The 18,801-nt window shown below is 69.4% G+C and carries 18 protein-coding genes; 4 read left to right on the top strand and 14 right to left on the bottom strand.

The genetic code is table 11. The features are described from left to right. Nucleotides 1–20: 20 nt before the first annotated feature. The 13 genes from AC4D2C_RS01240 to AC4D2C_RS01180 form a co-directional block, all read right to left on the bottom strand. Nucleotides 21–860, bottom strand: a complete 840-nt coding sequence (locus tag AC4D2C_RS01240; protein WP_490912998.1) for a DUF8083 family protein — start codon at nucleotides 858–860, stop codon at nucleotides 21–23. A gap of 5 nt (nucleotides 861–865) precedes the next feature. After that, nucleotides 866–1,675, bottom strand: coding sequence for an exodeoxyribonuclease III (locus AC4D2C_RS01235; RefSeq protein WP_490904720.1), 810 nt, complete (start codon nucleotides 1,673–1,675; stop codon nucleotides 866–868). A gap of 26 nt (nucleotides 1,676–1,701) precedes the next feature. After that, nucleotides 1,702–2,526, bottom strand: a complete 825-nt coding sequence (gene nadE, locus AC4D2C_RS01230) for an NAD(+) synthase (RefSeq protein WP_490911832.1) — start codon at nucleotides 2,524–2,526, stop codon at nucleotides 1,702–1,704. Between the two features lie 116 nt (nucleotides 2,527–2,642). After that, on the bottom strand, nucleotides 2,643–3,641 hold the full coding sequence (locus tag AC4D2C_RS01225) for a sugar phosphate isomerase/epimerase family protein (RefSeq protein WP_490911831.1): 999 nt from the start codon (nucleotides 3,639–3,641) through the stop codon (nucleotides 2,643–2,645). A gap of 23 nt (nucleotides 3,642–3,664) precedes the next feature. Continuing rightward, nucleotides 3,665–4,852 carry a Gfo/Idh/MocA family protein gene (locus AC4D2C_RS01220; protein WP_490911830.1) on the bottom strand — a complete coding sequence of 396 codons (1,188 nt, stop codon included), beginning with the start codon at nucleotides 4,850–4,852 and terminating at the stop codon, nucleotides 3,665–3,667. 32 nt (nucleotides 4,853–4,884) lie between these two features. Continuing rightward, entirely contained in the window at nucleotides 4,885–5,724 is an 840-nt protein-coding gene (locus tag AC4D2C_RS01215) for a carbohydrate ABC transporter permease (protein WP_490911829.1), read from the bottom strand. Beyond that, nucleotides 5,717–6,700 (bottom strand): carbohydrate ABC transporter permease, encoded by a 984-nt coding sequence (locus tag AC4D2C_RS01210; protein ID WP_490911828.1) that lies wholly within the window; start codon nucleotides 6,698–6,700, stop codon nucleotides 5,717–5,719. Before AC4D2C_RS01210 ends, AC4D2C_RS01215 begins: the two co-directional genes overlap by 8 nt. A gap of 71 nt (nucleotides 6,701–6,771) precedes the next feature. After that, the gene (locus AC4D2C_RS01205; RefSeq protein WP_490911827.1) at nucleotides 6,772–8,097 is read right to left on the bottom strand and encodes an ABC transporter substrate-binding protein; all 1,326 of its coding nucleotides are present in this window, start codon (nucleotides 8,095–8,097) and stop codon (nucleotides 6,772–6,774) included. Between the two features lie 174 nt (nucleotides 8,098–8,271). Beyond that, nucleotides 8,272–9,189 carry a sugar phosphate isomerase/epimerase family protein gene (locus tag AC4D2C_RS01200; RefSeq protein ID WP_490911826.1) on the bottom strand — a complete coding sequence of 306 codons (918 nt, stop codon included), beginning with the start codon at nucleotides 9,187–9,189 and terminating at the stop codon, nucleotides 8,272–8,274. A gap of 40 nt (nucleotides 9,190–9,229) precedes the next feature. Then, nucleotides 9,230–10,468, bottom strand: coding sequence for a substrate-binding domain-containing protein (locus AC4D2C_RS01195; RefSeq protein WP_490905166.1), 1,239 nt, complete (start codon nucleotides 10,466–10,468; stop codon nucleotides 9,230–9,232). Next, the gene (locus tag AC4D2C_RS01190; RefSeq protein ID WP_490911825.1) at nucleotides 10,468–11,562 is read right to left on the bottom strand and encodes an ABC transporter permease; all 1,095 of its coding nucleotides are present in this window, start codon (nucleotides 11,560–11,562) and stop codon (nucleotides 10,468–10,470) included. The genes AC4D2C_RS01195 and AC4D2C_RS01190 overlap by 1 nt, the downstream gene beginning before the upstream one ends. Further along, nucleotides 11,559–12,632 (bottom strand): ABC transporter permease, encoded by a 1,074-nt coding sequence (locus AC4D2C_RS01185; RefSeq protein WP_490911824.1) that lies wholly within the window; start codon nucleotides 12,630–12,632, stop codon nucleotides 11,559–11,561. Before AC4D2C_RS01185 ends, AC4D2C_RS01190 begins: the two co-directional genes overlap by 4 nt. Then, a complete protein-coding gene (locus tag AC4D2C_RS01180; RefSeq protein WP_490911823.1) occupies nucleotides 12,629–14,146 on the bottom strand; it encodes a sugar ABC transporter ATP-binding protein in 1,518 nt (505 codons plus the stop codon). Before AC4D2C_RS01180 ends, AC4D2C_RS01185 begins: the two co-directional genes overlap by 4 nt. 210 nt (nucleotides 14,147–14,356) lie before the next feature. Between AC4D2C_RS01180 and AC4D2C_RS01175 the strand changes: the two genes are divergently transcribed. From AC4D2C_RS01175 to AC4D2C_RS01165, 3 genes are read left to right on the top strand one after another with little or no spacing between them, the layout of a single operon-like run. After that, nucleotides 14,357–15,496, top strand: coding sequence for an ROK family transcriptional regulator (locus tag AC4D2C_RS01175; RefSeq protein WP_490912996.1), 1,140 nt, complete (start codon nucleotides 14,357–14,359; stop codon nucleotides 15,494–15,496). A gap of 54 nt (nucleotides 15,497–15,550) precedes the next feature. Then, the gene (pyrE, locus tag AC4D2C_RS01170) at nucleotides 15,551–16,126 is read left to right on the top strand and encodes an orotate phosphoribosyltransferase (protein ID WP_490911822.1); all 576 of its coding nucleotides are present in this window, start codon (nucleotides 15,551–15,553) and stop codon (nucleotides 16,124–16,126) included. A gap of 28 nt (nucleotides 16,127–16,154) precedes the next feature. After that, nucleotides 16,155–17,195, top strand: coding sequence for a thioesterase domain-containing protein (locus tag AC4D2C_RS01165; protein WP_490911821.1), 1,041 nt, complete (start codon nucleotides 16,155–16,157; stop codon nucleotides 17,193–17,195). Nucleotides 17,196–17,199: 4 nt separating this feature from the next. Here the strand turns inward: AC4D2C_RS01165 and AC4D2C_RS01160 are convergent, their stop codons facing one another. Next, nucleotides 17,200–17,979, bottom strand: coding sequence for an HAD-IIA family hydrolase (locus AC4D2C_RS01160; protein WP_490911820.1), 780 nt, complete (start codon nucleotides 17,977–17,979; stop codon nucleotides 17,200–17,202). A 103-nt stretch (nucleotides 17,980–18,082) separates the two neighbouring features. On the opposite strand from AC4D2C_RS01160, the gene AC4D2C_RS01155 reads away from it, so the two are divergent. Continuing rightward, the gene (locus AC4D2C_RS01155; RefSeq protein ID WP_490905164.1) at nucleotides 18,083–18,727 is read left to right on the top strand and encodes a TrmH family RNA methyltransferase; all 645 of its coding nucleotides are present in this window, start codon (nucleotides 18,083–18,085) and stop codon (nucleotides 18,725–18,727) included. Nucleotides 18,728–18,801 lie beyond the last annotated feature (74 nt).

Here is an 18,801-nt window from a genome sequence, read left to right as displayed (position 1 = left end):
TCCCGCCGGCCGATGCGGGATCAGGAGGCGCGGGCGAGCTGGCGGATCGGGATCCACCGGGAGGCGAGGCGCCGGTAGGAGGCGGCCGCACCCATCATGTCGGCCTCGGCCAGGCTCTCGATGCCCAGGCGCACGTCCATCGGCGAGTCGTCGGGGAATACGCGGTCCGCCACCGGGCCGTAGTCGACCTCGACCACGGCGTCGCGCCGGAACACCTCGAGCCACTCGACGATCTCCGTGAGTTCGTCGAGGAGGTCCATCTCCGGCGCACCGATGGCCAGCTGAGCCACGGAGCGCCTGCCCCGATCGATGCAGTCTCCGATCCTCGCGGAGATCCGGACCGTGGACACCCGGCCGTCGTCCTCGACCACCTCCGTCAGGTCGTCCTCGTGGATCAGGACGAACCACGCGAACGGCACACCCCACGTGGCCGAGCGGGTGTGCAGCTTGGCGACGGTATCGGCGAACGTGTCCGGGTCCAGTCTCGCCTGGTGCGCCTCACGTGCCGCCTCGGGCACGAGGACGTCGATCAGGGGCCCGCGCAGGCTCTGGTCGAGCGACTCGGCGGCCAGCGTGGTGCGGACGGCCAGCTGGTTGGGGCAGTAGTAGGGCGCCATCGTGCCGCTGAGAGCGGGGAAGTGGGTGACACGGACGAGGTCCGGCTCATGGTGCGGGAAGGGGTCCGACACGCTGCGCAGGATGCGCCGGAGCGACTGCTCGTGCTCGAGCGTCTCGGTGAGCACCCGCTCCCGCGCGCGCTGCTCGAGGATCATCAGCTGCTGCGCGTCGGAGAACGCGTCCAGCGGCTCGTACACGCGCAGGTAGGAGACGTACGGGAACGGCCGGGCGGCACCGCCCATCGGGCTCACGGCCCGCTGAGTTCCACGACGACGGGAGCATGGTCTGAGGCACCCTTGCCCTTGCGCTCCTCGCGGTCCACGAACGCGTTCGTGGCGCGCCTGGTCAGCGCCGGCGAGCCGAGGACGAAGTCGATGCGCATGCCCTCCTTCTTCGGGAACCGCAGCTGCGTGTAGTCCCAGTACGTGTAGAGGCCGGGGCCCGGCGTGTAGGGGCGGGCGACGTCGGCGAATCCGGCGTCGAGGAACGCCTGGAAGGCGGCGCGCTCGGGCGGGCTGACATGCGTGTACCCGCCGTTGACGAAGAGGTCGATGTCCCAGACGTCCTCGTCCTGCGGCGCGATGTTCCAGTCACCCATGAGGGCGATCTGCGCCTCGGGGTCCTCGCTGATCCAGCGCTGCGCGTGGCCCCGGAGGACGTCGAGCCACTCGATCTTGTACGGCATGTGCGGATCGTCGAGCGCCCGGCCGTTCGGCACGTAGAGGCTCCAGACGCGCACGCCGCCGCAGGTCGCGGCGATGGCGCGGGCCTCCTGCACCGCCTCCGTCCCGGGTTTGCCGAAGGCGGGCTGGCCGGGGAAGGTGCGTTCGACGTCGTCGAGCCCCACGCGGGAGGCGATGGCGACCCCGTTCCACTGGCTCAGGCCGAAGTGCGCCACCTCGAAGCCGCTGTTCTCGAACAATTCCCAGGGGAAGTTGTCGTCCTTGCACTTCGTCTCCTGGATGGCCAGGACGTCGACGTCGGACCTGTCGAGCCACGCCTCGACGCGGTCGGCACGGGCTCGGAGGGAATTGACGTTCCAGGTGGCGATCTTCACGGACCCTACGTTACCAACGGCCGTGTTTACTCCCGCCACCAGGAATTGAAGATGGTCACCGGCACTGTGCGCTTGTGTCGCGTGATCCAGTAGCGGTGCTCGATGGCCTTCGCCGCGTCGGCGTCCACCTCGCGTCCCTCGAGGTAGTCGTCGATCTGCTCGTAGGTCAGCCCCAGCTCGTTCTCGTCGGCGCGGCCGGGCAGGTCGTCGAGCAGGTCCGCCGTCGGGATCTTCTCGTAGAGGGACGCGGGCGCTCCGAGTTCCTTCAGCAGGGCGCGGTTCTGGCGTTTGTTGAGGCCGAAGAGGGGCAGGATGTCCGCTCCGCCGTCGCCGAACTTCGTGAAGAAGCCGGTCACGGACTCGGCGCCGTGGTCGGTGCCGATCACGAGCAGGTTGTGCTGCCCGGCGATCGCGTACTGCGCCACCATGCGGGCGCGGGCCTTCGTGTTGCCCTTGGTGAAGTCTGAGATCTGCTCGCCGGTGGTGTCCGCGTACTCCTGCTGGAAGCCGTCCACGGCGGGCGCCACGTTGAACACCCTCGACGTGCGTGGCTGGATGAAGGCGAGGGCCGCCTGGGCGTCCTCCTCGTCCTTCTGGACGTTGTAGGGCAGGCGCATCGCGACGAAGTCGGCGTCGGCCCCCTCGGACCGCAGTTCGTCGACGGCGAGCTGGGCGAGCCTGCCGGCGAGGGTCGAGTCGAGCCCTCCGCTGATGCCGAGGACGAATCCGCGGGTACCTGTGGACCGTACATAGTCCTTCAGGAAGGAGACCCGGCTGCGAATTTCCGCAGCGGGGTCGATGGTGGGCTTGACACCCATTTCCTCGATGATCTGTGCCTGGAGTTCACGCATGGCCCAAGGCTACCTCGCTTCGATTTCTACGAGGTTACGAAAACCGGGGCATCTCCTGCGGGGAGGGGCCGCCGCGCCGGCTGTGCGAGCCCGGCGCGACGACCCCGAGCCGGAGGCTACTGGCTGAAGGCCGCGTCGAAGGAGGTCTCCGACGGCGCGAAGTCGAACTTCTTCAGGAAGGCCAGCGCCTCCGGTGCGCCCTCCAGACGGTCCATGCCGGCGTCCTCCCACTCCACCGAGATGGGCCCGGTGTAGCCGATGGCCGTCAGCGCCCGGAAGCTGTCCTCCCAGGGCACGTCGCCGCGGCCCGTGGAGACGAAGTCCCAGCCGCGCCGCGGATCCCCCCAGGGCAGGTGCGAGGACATGATGCCGTTGCGGCCCCCGCCCATGCGCATCTTCGTGTCCTTGCAGTCCACGTGGTAGATGCGGTCCTTGAAGTCGGAGATGAACGCCACCGGGTCGATCTGCTGCCACATGAAGTGGCTCGGGTCCCAGTTCAGGCCGAACGCGGGCCGGTGGCCGATGGCCTCGAGGGTGCGCTGCGTGGACCAGTAGTCGTAGGCGATCTCGGAGGGGTGCACCTCGTGGGCGAAACGGACACCGCACTCGTCGAAGACGTCGAGGATGGGGTTCCAGCGGTCGGCGAAGTCCTGGTAGCCGGCATCGATCATGTCGGCGGGCACCGGCGGGAACATGGCCACGTACTGCCAGATCGAGGAACCGGTGAAGCCGACGACCGTGTCCACACCGAGCTTCTTCGCCAGCCGCGCGGTCAGTTTCATCTCCTCGGCGGCACGCCGGCGCACCCCTTCGGGGTCGCCGTCGCCCCAGACCGTCGGCCCGACGATCGCCTGGTGGCGGAAGTCGATCGGGTCGTCGCAGACGGCCTGGCCCTTGAGGTGGTTCGAGATGGCCCAGACCTTCAGGCCGTTGCGCTCGAGGATGTCGAGCCGGTCCTGGATGTAGGCGTCGTCGTCCCACCGCCAGGCATCGAGGTGGTCGCCGGAGACGGCGATCTCGAGTCCGTCGTAGCCCCACTGGCCGGCGAGCTCGGCGACCTTCTCGAAGGGGAGATCGGCCCACTGGCCGGTGAACAGGGTGAAGTTGCGGGTCATGCAGTCTCCTTGGATGGGATGGACTAGTGGGCGGGGGTGGCGGAGCCGACCTGGACGACGGCGCTCTTGGCCGCCGCGCTCTCCTCGACGGCGGCGAGCACGCGCTGGATCTGCAGGCCGGTCTCGAAGGACGGCTGGACGGGCCTGCCCGTGCGGATGGAGGTGAGGAAGTCGCGCAGCTGGTGCGTGAAGGTGTGCTCCCAGCCGATGATGTGTCCCTGGGGCCACCAGGCCTCGAGGTAGGGGTGGCCCGGCTCGGTCACGAGGATGCGGCGGAAGCCCTGCTCGGTCACAGGACCGGTCGCCTCCATGAACCACAGCTCGTTGAGGTTCTCCAGGTCGAAGCGGAGGGCGCCGCGCTCGCCGAAGACCTCGATGCGGAGCCCGTTCTTCACCCCGGTGGCCACGCGCGAGACTTCGACCGTGGCGACGGCGCCGCCGGCGAGCTCAGCGGTGATCCACGCGGCGTCGTCGACCGTCACGGGTTCGGGACCGTCGGGGCCGGGCCGCTCCTCCACGAAGGTGCGCAGGCGGCCCGAGACCTCCGTGACGTTCTGGCCGGTGAGGAACTGCACCTGGTCCAGGGCATGGGAGGCGATGTCCCCGAGGGCACCGGATCCGGCGGTTTCCCGGCGGAGGCGCCATGTCATCGGGGACTCGGCGTCGACCAGCCAGTCCTGGAGGTAGGCGACGCGCAGCTGGCGGATGGCACCGAGCCTGCCGTCGGCGATGAGATCCCGGGCGTGGGCGAGGGCCGGGACGCGCCGGTAGTTGAACCCGACCATGGACTGGACGCCGTGCTCCCGCGCCCGGGCCGCCGCGGACACCATCTCGGTGCTCTCGGCGATGGTGTTGGCGAGCGGCTTCTCCACGAGCACGTGCTTGCCCGCCTTCAGTGCTTCGATGGCGATCTCGGCATGGAGGTAGCCGGGGGTGCAGATGTCCACGATGTCGATGTCGTCGCGGTGGATCGCCTCCCGCCAGTCCGTGGAGGAGTCCTCCCAGCCGTAGAGTGAGGCGGCCTCGGCGGTCCGCCCGGCATCCCGGCCGACGATGACGCGTCGTGCGGTGGCGGGGACGTCGAAGTGGCTGCCGACCGTCCGCCAGGCCGCGGAGTGCGCCTTGCCCATGAAGGCGTAGCCGATCATGGCGACGCCGAGGGGGCGGGACGCGGGACGATCCGGTACCTGACCGGAAAGGGGGGATGTCATGGTGTTTCTCCAGGGGTGCGAGGGGGCGCCGGCTACTTGACCGAGCCCGCGGACAGTCCTGCGACGAGGTGCCGCTGGACCAGCATGAAGCCGATGAGGACGGGAAGCGAGACGACGACGGATGCCGCCATGAGCTGGTTCCAGTAGACGTCGGTCTGGTTGGCGTAGGCCTGCAGGCCGATGGCGAGGGTCCGGGTGTCGTTGTTGGTCAGCACCGACGCGAAGAGGACCTCGCCCCACGCGGTGATGAAGGAGTACACGGCGACGGCGATGATCCCCGGCTTGGCCACCGGGATGACCACCCGGATGAAGGCTCCCGCGCGGCTCGTTCCGTCGATCATCGCCGCTTCCTCGAGTTCCCGCGGGATCGATGCGAAATAGCCGGCGAGCATCCAGATGGCGAAGGGCAGGGTGAACGTCAGGTACGTGATGACGAGTCCCGTGTACGACCCGTTGAGCTGCAGTCCCACCGTCCGCTGGATCTGCGTGAAGATCAGGAACAGCGGCAGGAGGAACAGGATGCCGGGGAACATCTGCGTGGACAGGACCACGAGGCTGAAGGACCGCTGGCCCCGGAAGTTCAACCGCGCCACCGCGTAGGCGGCCATGATCGCGATGATCACGGAGAAGACCGTGGCGAGGGTGGTCACGATCAGGCTGTTCTTGAAGTAGTGCCCCAGCGGGACGGTCTGCCAGATCTCGATGTAGGGCTCGATGGTGACCGTCGACGGCACCCAGGTGAAGAGGCCTCGGACGTCGGCGAGGGGTTTGAAGCTCGTCACGACCACCACATACAGGGGGAGGGCGACGAGGAGGAAGAGGAAGGTCAGGCCGATGCGACGGAACCAGCGGAAGCCCGGTGTCTCAATCAATGTCTTTTCCCTTCGGGAGGACCATGCGGACGTAGATCACGGAGGCGATGAACAGGAGGATGAGCAGCAGCACGCTCATGGCACCGCCGAGCCCGAAGTTCCAGTTCGAGAACGAGTGCTGGTAGATCAGCGGCGAGATGAGCTTCGCCGACTCCGGAGGGGCCGCGCCGAAGAGCACGAACGGCACGTTGAACTGGTTGAAGATCCACAGGCTCATGACGAGCAGCAGGACGCCGTTGGCGGGGCGGATCATCGGCAGCGTGATGAGGAGGAACTGCTTCCACAGTGACGCGCCGTCGATCGCGGCGGCCTCGTACACGTCCTTCGGGATGTTCTGCAGCGCCGCCAGGAGCATCAGGAAGGCGAAGGGCCACATCTGCCAGGCGGTCACGATCACCGTCACCCAGAAGGCGTTCCCACCGAGCAGCCAGAAGGGACGTTCGTCGAGGATTCCGAGGTCGTCCACGAGGATCTTGTTGATGGCGCCGTCGCGCTGGCTGAACATGAACGCCCAGGCGATCGTCGCGACGTAGCTGGGCAGGGCGTAGGGGATGAGGAAGAACGTGCGCAGGAAGCCGTTGCCCCGGAAGGAGCTGTGCAGCAGGACGGCGGCCATGATGCCGAGGACCCAGACGATGGCCAGCACGACGACGGTGAACACGAGGGTGCGGCCGAAGCTGGCGAGGAACTCGCCGCCGATGGGCCCGTTCGGGTCGAGGCCCGCGACGAAGTTGTCGAAGCCGACGAACGGCGCGCGGAGCCAGTTGCGGATGTTGAGCTGGCTGAGACCCAGAAAGGCGATCCAGACGCCCAGGACCATCGGGATGATATGGATCAGGAGCTCCATGATCACCGCCGGGGCGATCAGGACGTAGGCGAACAGGGACTTGCGCTTGCGCCGGGCCGCCGGGGCCGGGCGCTGCGGCCCCCCGGGCTCACTGCCTGAGGCGGGCGGCTTCTCGATGAGCTGGGACATCGGTGCTCCTTGGACTGAGCGGGATCAGGAGCAGGTGCCCGCCCGGGGGGCGGGCACCTGCGGAGGCTGGGTTACTGGGCGGCCGCCATCTGGCTGTTGGCGTCTTCGAGCGCCGTGCGGATGTCGTCCTCCGTGACGGTCCCCGTGGCGGCCTGCGCGAACAGGTTCTTGATCGCGGTGCCCACGAGGGTCTCCATCTGGCCCTCCTGGCTGATGAGCGGCATCGGCTTGGCGTTGTTCTCGAGGATGCCCTGCTTGAGCGTGATCTCGTCGGACTGGAACGCCTCGTCCTCGTACGCGGCCGACAGCACCGGCAGCGAGGTGAAGGACTTGTTGAGGTAGACCTGCTCCTCGTCGCTCGTGAGGTGCGCGGCCAGCTTCAGGGCGCCCTCCTCGTTGTCCGTCTCGTTGAAGATGCTGAGGTTGATCCCGGCGACGTGGCTCATGGTCGCCTCGTCACCCGTGGCGGCAGGGTCGGTCAGCGGGACGGGTGCGGCCGCGAAGTTCTCGAAGCCGCGGGCGTTGAGGGTCTTGGCGGGCGCCTGGTCGAAGAACATGGCCGCGTTGCCCGCGGCGAAGTCCTCCACCATCTGGCTGCCGCCGGTGAACTCGGCGTTCGACGGCGAGACGACCTTGTCGACGGCCATCAGGTCCACCCACTGCTTCACCCCGGCGACCTGCTCGTCGCTCGCGAACGTGGGTTCGCCGTTCTCGTCGAAGAGCGACCCGCCGGCCTGCAGGCCGCGGACGAATGCCTGGTGCGCGTTGTTGGAGATGGAGCTGCCCGCGAGGGAGACGCCCCACTGGTCGATCTTGCCGTCGCCGTCTGTGTCGATGGTCAGCTTCTTCGCGGTCTCGACGAACTCGTCCCACGTCTCCGGCGGCGCCTCGATGCCGGCGGCCGCGAACATCTCGGTGTTGTAGTAGAGCGAGTAGCTCAGGCCGTACAGGGGGATGGAGGTGGGGGCTTCGCCCTCCGCGCCGCCGGTCGACCAGCTGCTCTGGATGAAGCGGTCCTGGCCGCCCACGGCCTCGAGCGCGTCGCCCTCGAAGGGCAGGAACGCGCCGGTCTCCTGGAGCGTGGTGGCCCAGGTGTTGCCGATATTGAGGACGTCCGGGCCTTCGCCGCTGCTGACGGCGGTGAGGATGCGGTTGTAGAGGTCGGTCCACGGGATGACTTCGAGCTCCACTTCGGTGCCGGTCTCCTCGGTGAACCGGGCGAGCGACTCCTCGAGCACCTTGCGGTCGTCCTCGACCGTGGTGCCCTGGTTGGACGCCCAGTAGGTGAGGGTGTCTCCCGAGGTGGCTTCGCCGGATCCGGAGCCGCAGGCTGCGAGGCTCGTCATGCCGAGCCCCAGGACGGCGAGCGTGGACAGGGCCTTGACGGGTACTTTCACGGTTCATCTCTCCTTTGAGTAACTGCGATCGGCCGAGCCCACATCTCGACGGTTTCCGCGACACCTGACGTGCCGGACCCCTGTTGTGAGCTGGTTCCCTCCCAGTATGCCGAGCTTTTGACGAGCGTCAATCAAAAGACGCGCAAGTCTTGAGAAATCATGACATGTCGAGAGTCAGAACTCGGAGGAGGCGTCCTGCAGCGCGGCGCCCGGGGGATGCCGGCGCTGCCCGGCGCCCATCCGGCGCAGGAAGGCCAGCCCGTCCTCGGCCAGGCGGTCCTGGCTCGCGGCGAGCGGACGCCAGATGGACGCGGCGACCGCGATGCTCGCATTGTGGGCGGTGAAGCTCTCGATGTTGACAGGCCCGCCGTACCCGACGTCGTCGAGCGCGGCGAAGAGCGCCGGCCAGTCCGTCTGGTCGCCGCCCGGCGCGCCGCGGTCGTTGCCGCACACCTGCAGGTGCACCAGGTGCGGGCCGGCCGCCCTGATGGCCCCGGCCGAGGACCGCTCCTCGATGGCGAGGTGGTAGGAGTCGAGTGCGAGCCCCACGCCGCTGCCGAGCAGCGGCCCCAGCGCCTCGAGTGCCTGCTCCACGGTGTTCACGAGGGAGGTCTCGTACCGGTTCAGCGGCTCGATGCCGAGGACGACTCCCGCGGCGACCGCCCGGTCGGCGACGGGCGCGAGGTTCTCCCGCAGTTCGGCGTACGCCGCGGCGCGTTCGTCGTCGCCCATCCTCCATACGCGGCCCGTGGCGGAGTAGAACGGGCCGCACACGCTCCGGGCGCCGATCGCCTGCGCCAGGTCGATGCACGCGAGCAGGTAGCGCTGGGTCCTGCGGACGTCCGCGGGGGAGGCGCCGACCAGGTCCCGGCCCGGCGCCATCGCACCGACGACGGTGGCCGAGAGACCCGTCACGGCGAGGGCGTCACGCACCGCCCCGGCCGTGAGGTCCCCCGCGTTCTCGAGGGGGAGTTCCACACCGTCGAAGCCGAGGGCGGCGATCCGGGAGAGGAGGGGAGGCAGGTCCGCGTCCGTCAGGGGCGATGTCCATACCCACGTGTTGATGCCGATGGGGCGCACGCCGTCGTCCATGGTCCTGCCTCCTTCCCGATCCTTGTCCCGGAACGTCGCGTCAGGGGATCTGGCGCTCCTGCCACACCGTCGGGTACCCGGGCAGGTCCTCGCCGCCGAACTTGGCGTAGTGCCCGTCGGGCATGCCCTCGTTCGCGGTCAGGAACTCGGCGCGCTCGTCCTCGGTGATGGGGGACTGGGGGAGGACCCACTCGGCAGGGACCTCCTCACCGGCGAAGATCTTCTGCAGCGCCAGCAGCGGGGTGCGCCACTGGAAGTTCGAGTACACCGGCGCCAGGGCGTCGATGCCGGTCTCGTCCCACTTGCGCAGGAAGCTCATCTCGTCCTCGCCCGTCATGACGGGAAGGTCGGCCCCGGCGTCCTCGAACGCCTCGATCGCGGCGACGGCGCCGTCGCCCGCGTCCATCCACACGCCCTGCACGTCACCGGTGGCGAGTTCGTCCGAGATGATCGACTTGATCTCCACCGGATCGGCGCCGGTGAAGTAGTCCACGGCTTCGATGCCGTTCTCCTCGAAGATGCGCTCCGCCGCCGCCCAGCGCTGTTCCAGCACGTCGACGCCGGGGAGGATGCGCAGTGCCACCACCTTGTCACCCTCACCGAGCCGTTCGCTCAGGAACTCGGCGGTGTCGATACCCCAGGCGAAGCCGCCGATGGGGTGGATGAACGTCACGGCGCAGTCCGTCTGCACGCCGCGGTCGAACACGATCACGGGCTTGCCGGTCTCGCACGCGCGCTCGACGGCGGGCGTCATGGCCGCCGTGGAGTTCGGGGAGATGATGAAGGCATCGCAGTTGCCCTCGGCGATGAAGTAGTCGATGTCGGCGATCTGCGTGTTGTCGTCGTCCTGTGCGTCGCGTGTCTCCATCTCCGAGATGACGCCGGCCTCCTGCAGCACCTGGAGCTGCTGGTTCATGGTGATCCAGCCCGTCTGGCGCCAGGGGTTGGAGATCGAGGCGTTCGAGAAGCACGCCTTCTGCGGCCCCTCGGCAGCGAAGGCCGCGGTGTCCGTCATCTCCCCGTCGATGTACTGCAGGTACGGCTGCTCCGGGTCCCCTTCGAAGGTGGCCGAGCGCTGCGCGTCCTGCTCGTCGTAGACGGCCTGGTCGAACCACTCCGTGCTGTCCTCACTGGGCTGCGCGGCCTCGCTGGACTCCGCGCTCGCGCCGCCTTCGGCGGCCGGCGGATCCTCGATGGACGAATCGGTGGTGCAGGCCGTCAGGGCGAGCAGCGACGTCGCTGCGATCACCGTGACCTTGCCCAGGATGCTTGTGCGCATCATGTTCCTCCCTCATTGGTGCCCGGTGCGGGCGTCGGTGCTGTTAGTGGACGGTGCTCGTCATGGGCCTCGGCACTCGCGCCGCGGCGTCTGCGCTGCCAGTTCCGGGACGCGGCTGCCACGGCGACGATGATGATCGCGCCCTGGACGCTGTCGCGCCAGGTGGATTCGACGCCGAGGAAGTTCAGGAGGGTGAACAGCAGTTCGAGGGCGAAGGCTCCCGCGGCGGCGGAGAGGACCCAGCCGCGCCCGCCGCCGATCACCACACCGCCGAGCACGACGGCGGTGATCGCCGTGAACTCGTAGCCCTGGCCCACCGACGGGTGGACCCCGGCGTAGCCCACGAGGATCACGCCCGCCACGGTGGCCGCCAGCGAGGACAGCATGAAGGCCCGGGTCCGGATCCACCAGACGGAGGCACCGGTCAGGGCGGCGGCACGGGAGTTGTCGCCCACGGCCACGAGCGTGCGCCCGTAGGGCCTGCGCATGAGCCAGAAGGCTGCTGCGGCGACGACGGCGAGGATGATGACGGGGTAGGGCAGCACCTCGAGGACCGGGATGTCCTGGATGCCGCCGCGGCCGATCTGCCGGAAGCTGTCCGCCGGGTTGCCGGTGGCCGCACCGCCCGTCCAGAACAGCACGAGACCGAGCAGCGCCAGCATGGTGCCGAGGGTCACGATGAAGCTCGGCACTTTCAGGAGCGTCGTCGCCAGGCCGTTCACGAGTCCCACGAAGGCCCCGAACACGATCATCAGGGCGAGCACCGGAAGGACCCGCGACTCGTCCTGGCCGATCAGGTTGCCGGCGATGATGACCTGCGCGGTGACCACCGAGCCCATCGAGAGATCGAACTCGCCCGACACGATGACGAAGTACTGCCCGATCGCGGCGATCGCGATGGGCGCCGTGCGGCCGATGAAGCGGATCAGGGAGCTCGGCTCCCCGAAGGAGGGGTTCGCTGCCAGGACGGCGAGGAAGAGGACGGCCGTGAGGACGAAGACCGCCCCGCTGGGTGTGCGCAGGGCCCGGAGGATGCGTTCGCCCCGGGGCGAGCGGTTCTGCTGCAGGACGGCGCGTTCGGTCGCGACGCTCATGCCGGCACCTCGTTCCGCGCGTCCGTGCCGTCGTCGTGGGCCGGCCCGTCGCCCTGCGACGAGTCTCCCGGTCCCCGCGGTGGCGCGGTATCGCCCTGGTGGGTGCCCCGGCCGAACCGTGCGGGCCGGGGCACGGTCCTGCGCCGCGAGTAGACGGCCACGGCGACCACGATCACGATGCCGCGGACCACGTCCTTGAGGAACGGGTTGACCTGCAGCACGCTCATGATGTTGTCGAGCATGGCGAAGATGAGCACACCGCCGAGGGTGCCCACGAGCGAGCCCTTCCCGCCGGCCAGGAGCGTCCCGCCGAGCACGACGGCGGCGATCGACAGCAGGTCGTACCCGCCCTGGGACCCGATGGTCGGACTGCCGACGCCGAGGCGCGCGGCCAGCAGCAGGCCGGCGAGGCCCGCCATCGTGGAGCAGATCACGTGCGCCGCGATGACCGGTGTGCGCGTCCTGACTCCGGACATCCTCGCCACGGCGGAGTCACCCCCGACGGCATACATGGCGTGGCCGAGGCGGGTGGTGTTCAGCATGACGAGCACGACGGCGGCGCAGGCCAGCATGATGAGCGTGGAGACGGGGACCGGTCCGATGCCCGTGGCCCCGATGAGGCGGAACGCGAGCGGCGCCTGCCCCGCGCTGCCCTGGTAGGTGGAGCCGAGGTATCCGCTCACGATCAGCCCCATGCCGAGGGTCGCGATGAAGCCGTGCACCCTCAGCCCCGCCACCACCGCACCGTTGGCCAGGCCGATCAGGGCGGAGACGAGCAGCGCCAGGAGTACCCCGGGCACGATGTTCCCGGCCTGGTTCGCCATGACCCCGGCCCCGATGAGGCTCGAGAGGCTGATGACGTAGGGGACGGAGAGGTCGAGGCTGCCCACGAGGATGACGAGCGTCTGGCCGATCGCGATGAAGCCGAGGATGCTCGTCCCGGTGAGGATGTCGGAGATGTTGCCGGTGCTGAAGAAGTTGCGGCCCGTGGTCCCCACGAGGACGGTGCCCGCGATGATCGTCGCGAGGGCGACGAGGTAGACGATGTGCGTCGAGCTCAGCCGGTTCACGGGGCCACGCCCCGGGCGCCGGTCGCGAGCTGGAGGACCTGTTCCTCCGACGCCGACGGCGGGATGTCTCCCGCGATCCGCCCGTCCCGCATCACGATCACGCGGTCGGACATCCCGAGGACTTCGGGGAGTTCACTCGAGACCATGAGGATGGCCTTGCCTTCCTGCGCCAGCCGGCGCATCAGCGAGTAGACCGCGACCTTCGCGCCGACGTCGATCCCGCGCGTGGGTTCGTCGAGCAGCACCACCTGCGGGTCGATCGCGAGCCACTTCGCGAGGACGACCTTCTGCTGGTTCCCGCCCGAGAGGAACTGCACCTCCTGGTCGAGGTCGCGGGCGACGACCTCGAGGGACGAGAACACGCCCGGGGCCTGGCGGCGGGCGAGCGCGGTGCGGCGGGGGTCGACGGACCGGACGACGCTGAGGGCGTTGTCGAGGATGGACTGGTTCAGGCTGAGTCCCTGGGCCTTGCGGTCCTCGGTGATCAGGGCGATCCGGTGCCGGATGGCGTGCCGCGGCGATCGTGGCCGGTACGGCCGGCCGTCGAGGGTCATCTCCCCGCGGGTGAAGCCGGCGGCCCCGAAGATCGCCTCGACCAGTTCCGTCCGCCCCGAGCCCTGCAGTCCCGCGACCCCGACGATCTCGCCCGCGTGGAGGGTCAGGTCCACGCCGTCGAGCTGGTCGTTGCCGCCCCCGCCGACCTGCAGCAGTGCGCCCCCCACAGTGGTGCCGGGTAGGGCCTCGGGGAAGTAGGCCGAGATGGGCCGGCCGACCATCGCACGGACCAGCGAGGCGTCGTCGAGCCCGGACGCGGGCGACGAGGTGACGATCCGGCCGTCCTTGAGCACCGTGATGGTGTCGCACAGGTCGAAGATCTCCTTGAGCCGGTGCGACACGTAGAGGATGGCCGTCCCGCGCTTCCGGAGCCGGTCGATGATGCCGTAGAGCAGGTCGACCTCCGGGCCCGCGAGCGCCGCGGTGGGCTCGTCCATCGAGATGATCCTGGCGTCGTAGCTCACGGCCTTCGCGATCTCCACGATCTGCTGCTGCGCCACGGAGAGCGAACTGACCGACGCGGTGGGGCGGATGCTCGTGATGCCGAGCTCCTCCAGCAGGTCGGCGGCGGCCCGGTTCATGGCCCGGCGGTCGACGAGCAGCCCCTTCCGCGGCTCCCGACCGAGGTAGATGTTCTGGGCGACGGTGCGCTCGGGCAGCAGGTTGAACTCCTGGAACACCGTGGACAGGCCGGCCTGGTGCGCCTGCACGGGATGCGTGAACTCGACCGGTTCGCCGTCGAGCTCCACCCGGCCGGCATCGCGGACGTAGACGCCGGCGAGCAGCTTCATGAGGGTCGACTTGCCGGCCCCGTTCTCGCCGACCAGGCCATGGACCTCACCCGGGAAGAGGTCGAGCGAGGCGTCCTGCAGTACGGGCACTCCGAAGAAGTTCTTCGAGAGCCCTGTCACACGCAGGATCGGGGTGGAAGCCCCTGAGGTGTTGACTTCATCGTCCACGCGGCCACTGTGACACGGCCTCCCCCTTTTGTCGAGAGACCGTCAAAAGATGCTTCGCGAATGTTATGAGATGTCGAAGGCGCCATTGGAAGTGCCGAGTGGTTTACTGAAAGGGTGTCCATCACGTCATCGACCCGGCTGCCCAGCGATGGGGGATTCGCCCCGCGGCCGTCGGCGCCGGGCCCATCCGGTGCCAGCGAAGTGTTCCAGATGCTGCGTGACGGCCAACCACGCACCCGGGCGGAGCTGGCGCAGCTGACGGGCCTCGCCCGCTCCACCGTCGCCGCCCGGATCGACACGCTCATGTCACTCGGGTTCGTCGCCCCCTTCGGCGGTGCGGCGTCCACGGGCGGCCGTCCGCCGTCGCTGTTCGCGCTGAACCCCGGGGCGCGCGTGGTGATCGGTGCCGATCTCGGTGCCACCCACGCGATCGTCATCCTCGCGGATCTCTCCGGCCGGGAGCTCGGGCGCGCCCAGCAGCAGATCAGCATCGGCGACGGACCGGAGGCGGTCCTCGGCTGGTTGGCGTCGGCCATCACCGGCCTGCTGGAACGCGACGGCCGCACGGCCGACGATCTCGCCGCCGTCGGGATCGGCCTGCCCGGGCCGGTGGAGCACGACACCGGGCGGCCCATCAACCCGCCCATCATGCCCGGCTGGGACCGGTTCGACGTGCCCGGTTTCATCCAGCGCGACTTCCCCGTCCCCGTCCTGGTGGACAACGACGTGAACATCATGGCCCTCGGCGAACTGAACGCGAGCTGGCCCGAGGTGGCGGACCTGATGTTCATCAAGGTGGCCACGGGTATCGGGGCCGGCATCATCCTGGGCGGCGTGCTGCAGCGCGGTGCGCAGGGTACGGCGGGCGACCTCGGGCACGTGCGGGTGGCGCGGGGAGGGGAGACCATCTGCCGCTGCGGCAACGCGGGATGCCTCGAGGCCATCGCCGGCGGGCCGGCGCTGGCCGCAGCACTGAGCACATCCGGGGAGCCGGCCCTCTCGGGCAGCCAGGACGTCGTCGAACTGGTCCGGTCCGGTGACATCCAGGCGCTCCAGGCGGTACGGCAGGCGGGCCGGGACATCGGCGACGTCCTCGCCACGTGCGTCAACCTCGTCAACCCGTCGGTGATCGTCGTCGGCGGAGCCCTCGCGCAGGCCGGTGAGCACCTCCTCGCCGGCATCCGGGAGGTCGTGTACACGCGCTCGCTCCCGCTCGCCACCGAGCACCTGCGCATCGTCCCCTCGGTCTCGGGGCAGAATGCGGGCGTCGCCGGGGCAGCCGTGCTCGCCATCTCGCACGTTCTCTCGCCCGAGGCGATCGATGCGGCGAGCGCGAGCCTGGCCGGCTGATCCTCCCGCCCCGGCCGTTTCAGGACGCCGCCGGCCCGTCGATAGACTGGCCGCATGACCGCCGAGACCTCCGCGCAGACCACCGACCGCACCCGGCTCCTCGAGCTCATCAGGGAACTCGCCGTGGTGCACGAGAGCGTCACGCTCTCCAGCGGTGTCGAGGCCGACTACTACATCGACCTCCGCCGCATCACGCTGCACCACGAGGCGTCCGCCCTCGTGGGCCGTGTCATGCTCCGGCTCCTCGACGACGCCGGCATCTCCTTCGAGGCCGCCGGCGGCCTGACGATGGGCGCCGACCCGGTGGGCACCGCCGTGATGCACGCCGCCGCGCAGGACGGCCGCCCGATCGACGCGTTCGTGGTCCGCAAGACCCAGAAGACGCACGGCATGGGCCGGCAGGTCGAGGGGCCCGACGTCGCGGGGCGCCGCGTGGTCGTGCTCGAGGACACCTCGACCACGGGCGGCTCCGCGCTCACCGCCGTCGAGGGCGTGCGTCGTGCCGGCGGCGACGTGCGGGCCGTCGCGGTGATCGTGGACCGGAGCACGGGCTCGAAGGAGCGCATCGAGTCCGAGGCCGGCGTGCCGTACCTGTTCGCGTTCGGCAAGGACGAGCTGGGACTCGCCTGACGAAGGCCAGGGCCGCGGGGGACGGCAGGTGAAGGATGACGACGCCCGGGCCCTGCTGCGGGCGCGGGCCTTCCGTGAATCCTCCCGCCGGTCCTTCCTGATCGGTTCGGCGGCCGCCGCGCTGGTGACCACGGACCTCGTGGTCACGCGCGTCATCCAGTCGCAGCGGGAGCAGACCCGCATCCTGCCGCTCGACGACGACGCCGCACGGGCCCGGTTCCCCAACGACCGCTGGATCCTCTTCCCCGGCTACAAGACCAGCTGGGAGGAGGGTCTCTGGATCCTCAACGCGCTGCGCCCCGTGCTGTCGAAGCGGGCGCAGCTGGCCGTCATGGGCTACTCCAACCGCGGGCTGGACATCAACAACATCGTGGCCACCATGAACCGCTACGTGGAGAACTTCCGCCTGGAGAAGCTCTACTTCTACGGCCACAGCTTCGGCGGCATGGTGGCCGTCGAAGTCGCAGCACGCCTGCGTGACCGCGGGATCCCCGTGGAGCTGATCCTCCTCGACTCCTCCCCGTCCAGCCGGTACGACGTGAGGGACCAGCGCATGTTCGACGGCGTGGTGCGCCTCTACGAGGCCGGTGTGCGGGTACCCATCAGTGTGCGGGGGACCTATGAGCTGGGCGAGCGGATCGTCCACAAGAACGAGCGGACCTGGAACCAGATCGTGGACCAGACCCTCGAGCAGCTCTCCCCGCTGGCGCCCAGCAGCGAGCTCATCCAGTCGGAGTCCTCGTACATCTACCACTTCGACGTCACGCGGTTCCGGCTGTCCCTCGGCGACACGAAGGTGGTGTTCGCCGGGAACCCGGCCGACGGCGTCGTCGACTACGCGACGGCGCGCGCCGGCTGGGCGCGGGAGCTGCCGGACAATGTGATGTCCGTGGACCGCGTGACGGAGGGCGCCCTGCCCGCGCACGCCAGTCCGCAGTGGAATCCGGGCATCTACCAGGGCATCCTCTCCGCGGTGCAGCGCGAGTACATCCCCGTGCCGCGCGGCGGCGGCTCGAAGCGCGCCTTCGAAGCTCTCGGTGCGCCGGAGGGGCGGCCGGCTCGGACCTGACCGGTCACACCTGGTCGATCAGGTCCGCCACGGACGTGCAGATCTGCGCGGGCCGGAACGGATAGGCGTCGATGTCCTCCGGCTGCGTGATGCCGCTGAGGACCAGGACGGTGTGCAGGCCCGCCTCCATGCCCGCGATGATGTCCGTGTCCATGCGGTCGCCGATCATCGCCGTCGTCTCCGAGTGGGCGTCGATCCGGTTCATCGCCGAACGGAACATCATCGGGTTCGGTTTGCCCACGACGTACGGGTCGCGGCTCGTCGCTGCCGTGATCATCGCAGCGATGGCGCCCGTGGCGGGCAGCGGTCCCTCCTTGGACGGCCCGGTCACGTCGGGGTTCGTCGCGATGAACCGTGCGCCCTCAAGGATCAGGCGGACCGCCTTCGTGATGGCCTCGAACGAGTACGTGCGGGTCTCGCCGAGCACCACGTAGTCGGGGTTCGTGTCGGTGAGGACGAACCCGGCCTCGTGCAGCGCCGTCGTCAGGCCGGCCTCGCCGATCACGTAGGCCCTGCCGCCCGGCAGCTGGTCCTTCAGGAACTGGGCCGTGGCCAGCGCCGAGGTCCAGAGGTTCTCCTCGGGTATCTCGAGCCCTGACGCCTTCAGGCGCGCCGCGAGGTCGCGCGGCGTGTAGATGGAGTTGTTGGTCAGGACGAGGAACCGTTTCGACGTTGCCACCCATCGGTCGATCAGTTCGGCGGCACCGGGGATGGCATGGTTCTCGTGCACCAGCACGCCGTCCATGTCGGTGAGCCAGCACTCGATGTGTTCGTTCTCGCGCATGGGCGTCCTTCCGGGGGAGTTGACCGTCCTGGGCCAGTCTTCCATCTCCGGCGCCGTCTACGCTTGAACGGTGCAACAATCCCTCCCGAACACCGGCCCCGACCTGCCCGCCCCCGACGCACCGGTGGTCGGTGATGCACCGACGGTCGGCGTCGGACCGTGGGAGGGCGAGTGGCCGGACGGCGACCGCTGGGACCGCGACCTCCTGGCCGCCGGGGACACCCGCAACGTCACGGACGGGTACCGGTATTGGACGCACGAGGCGATCGTCGCCGACCTCGACGAGCGGCGCCACGGCTTCCACGTGGCGATCGAGAACTGGCAGCACGACCTCAACATCGGTTCCGTGGTGCGCACGGCCAACGCCTTCCTCGCCAGGGAGGTGCACATCATCGGACGACGGCGGTGGAACCGGCGCGGCGCGATGGTCACCGACCGCTACCAGCACGTCCGCCACCACCCCACGGTGGCGGACTTCACGGCCTGGGCTGCCGCCGAAGGGCTGACGGTGATCGGGATCGACAACTTCCCCGACTCGGTGCCGCTCGAGACCTACGACCTCCCGGAGCGCTGCGTGCTGGTATTCGGGCAGGAGGGTCCGGGCCTCACCCCAGAGGTGCACGAGGCGGCCGAGGCCACGCTCTCGATCGCCCAGTTCGGGTCCACGCGGTCCATCAACGCCTCGGCGGCCGCGGCGATCGCCATGCACGGCTGGGTGCGCCGGCACGTGTTCGGCCAGCGCGTCTGAGGAAGCCTGGCACCCCCGTCGGGCGGCGCCCGGCCGACGCCCTCGAATGGGGTCCCGACGGCTCCTCCTGCGCC

The sequence above is a fragment of the Arthrobacter sp. TJ-240 genome, assembly GCF_058269195.1.
This window is presented reverse-complemented; position numbering and strand designations above follow the sequence as displayed.

Excerpts from the sequence above, each read along its gene's own strand:
- AC4D2C_RS01190 (WP_490911825.1), bottom strand. The coding sequence starts at position 11,562 with ATGAGCGTCGCGACCGAACGCGCCGTCCTGCAGCAGAACCGCTCGCCC.
- AC4D2C_RS01225 (WP_490911831.1), bottom strand. The coding sequence starts at position 3,641 with ATGACCCGCAACTTCACCCTGTTCACCGGCCAGTGGGCCGATCTCCCC.
- nadE (WP_490911832.1), bottom strand. The coding sequence starts at position 2,526 with ATGCGTGAACTCCAGGCACAGATCATCGAGGAAATGGGTGTCAAGCCC.
- pyrE (WP_490911822.1), top strand. The coding sequence starts at position 15,551 with ATGACCGCCGAGACCTCCGCGCAGACCACCGACCGCACCCGGCTCCTC.
- AC4D2C_RS01195 (WP_490905166.1), bottom strand. The coding sequence starts at position 10,468 with ATGCGCACAAGCATCCTGGGCAAGGTCACGGTGATCGCAGCGACGTCG.
- AC4D2C_RS01240 (WP_490912998.1), bottom strand. The coding sequence starts at position 860 with ATGGGCGGTGCCGCCCGGCCGTTCCCGTACGTCTCCTACCTGCGCGTG.
- AC4D2C_RS01160 (WP_490911820.1), bottom strand. The coding sequence starts at position 17,979 with ATGCGCGAGAACGAACACATCGAGTGCTGGCTCACCGACATGGACGGC.
- AC4D2C_RS01175 (WP_490912996.1), top strand. The coding sequence starts at position 14,357 with ATGCTGCGTGACGGCCAACCACGCACCCGGGCGGAGCTGGCGCAGCTG.
- AC4D2C_RS01220 (WP_490911830.1), bottom strand. The coding sequence starts at position 4,852 with ATGACATCCCCCCTTTCCGGTCAGGTACCGGATCGTCCCGCGTCCCGC.
- AC4D2C_RS01200 (WP_490911826.1), bottom strand. The coding sequence starts at position 9,189 with ATGGACGACGGCGTGCGCCCCATCGGCATCAACACGTGGGTATGGACA.
- AC4D2C_RS01210 (WP_490911828.1), bottom strand. The coding sequence starts at position 6,700 with ATGTCCCAGCTCATCGAGAAGCCGCCCGCCTCAGGCAGTGAGCCCGGG.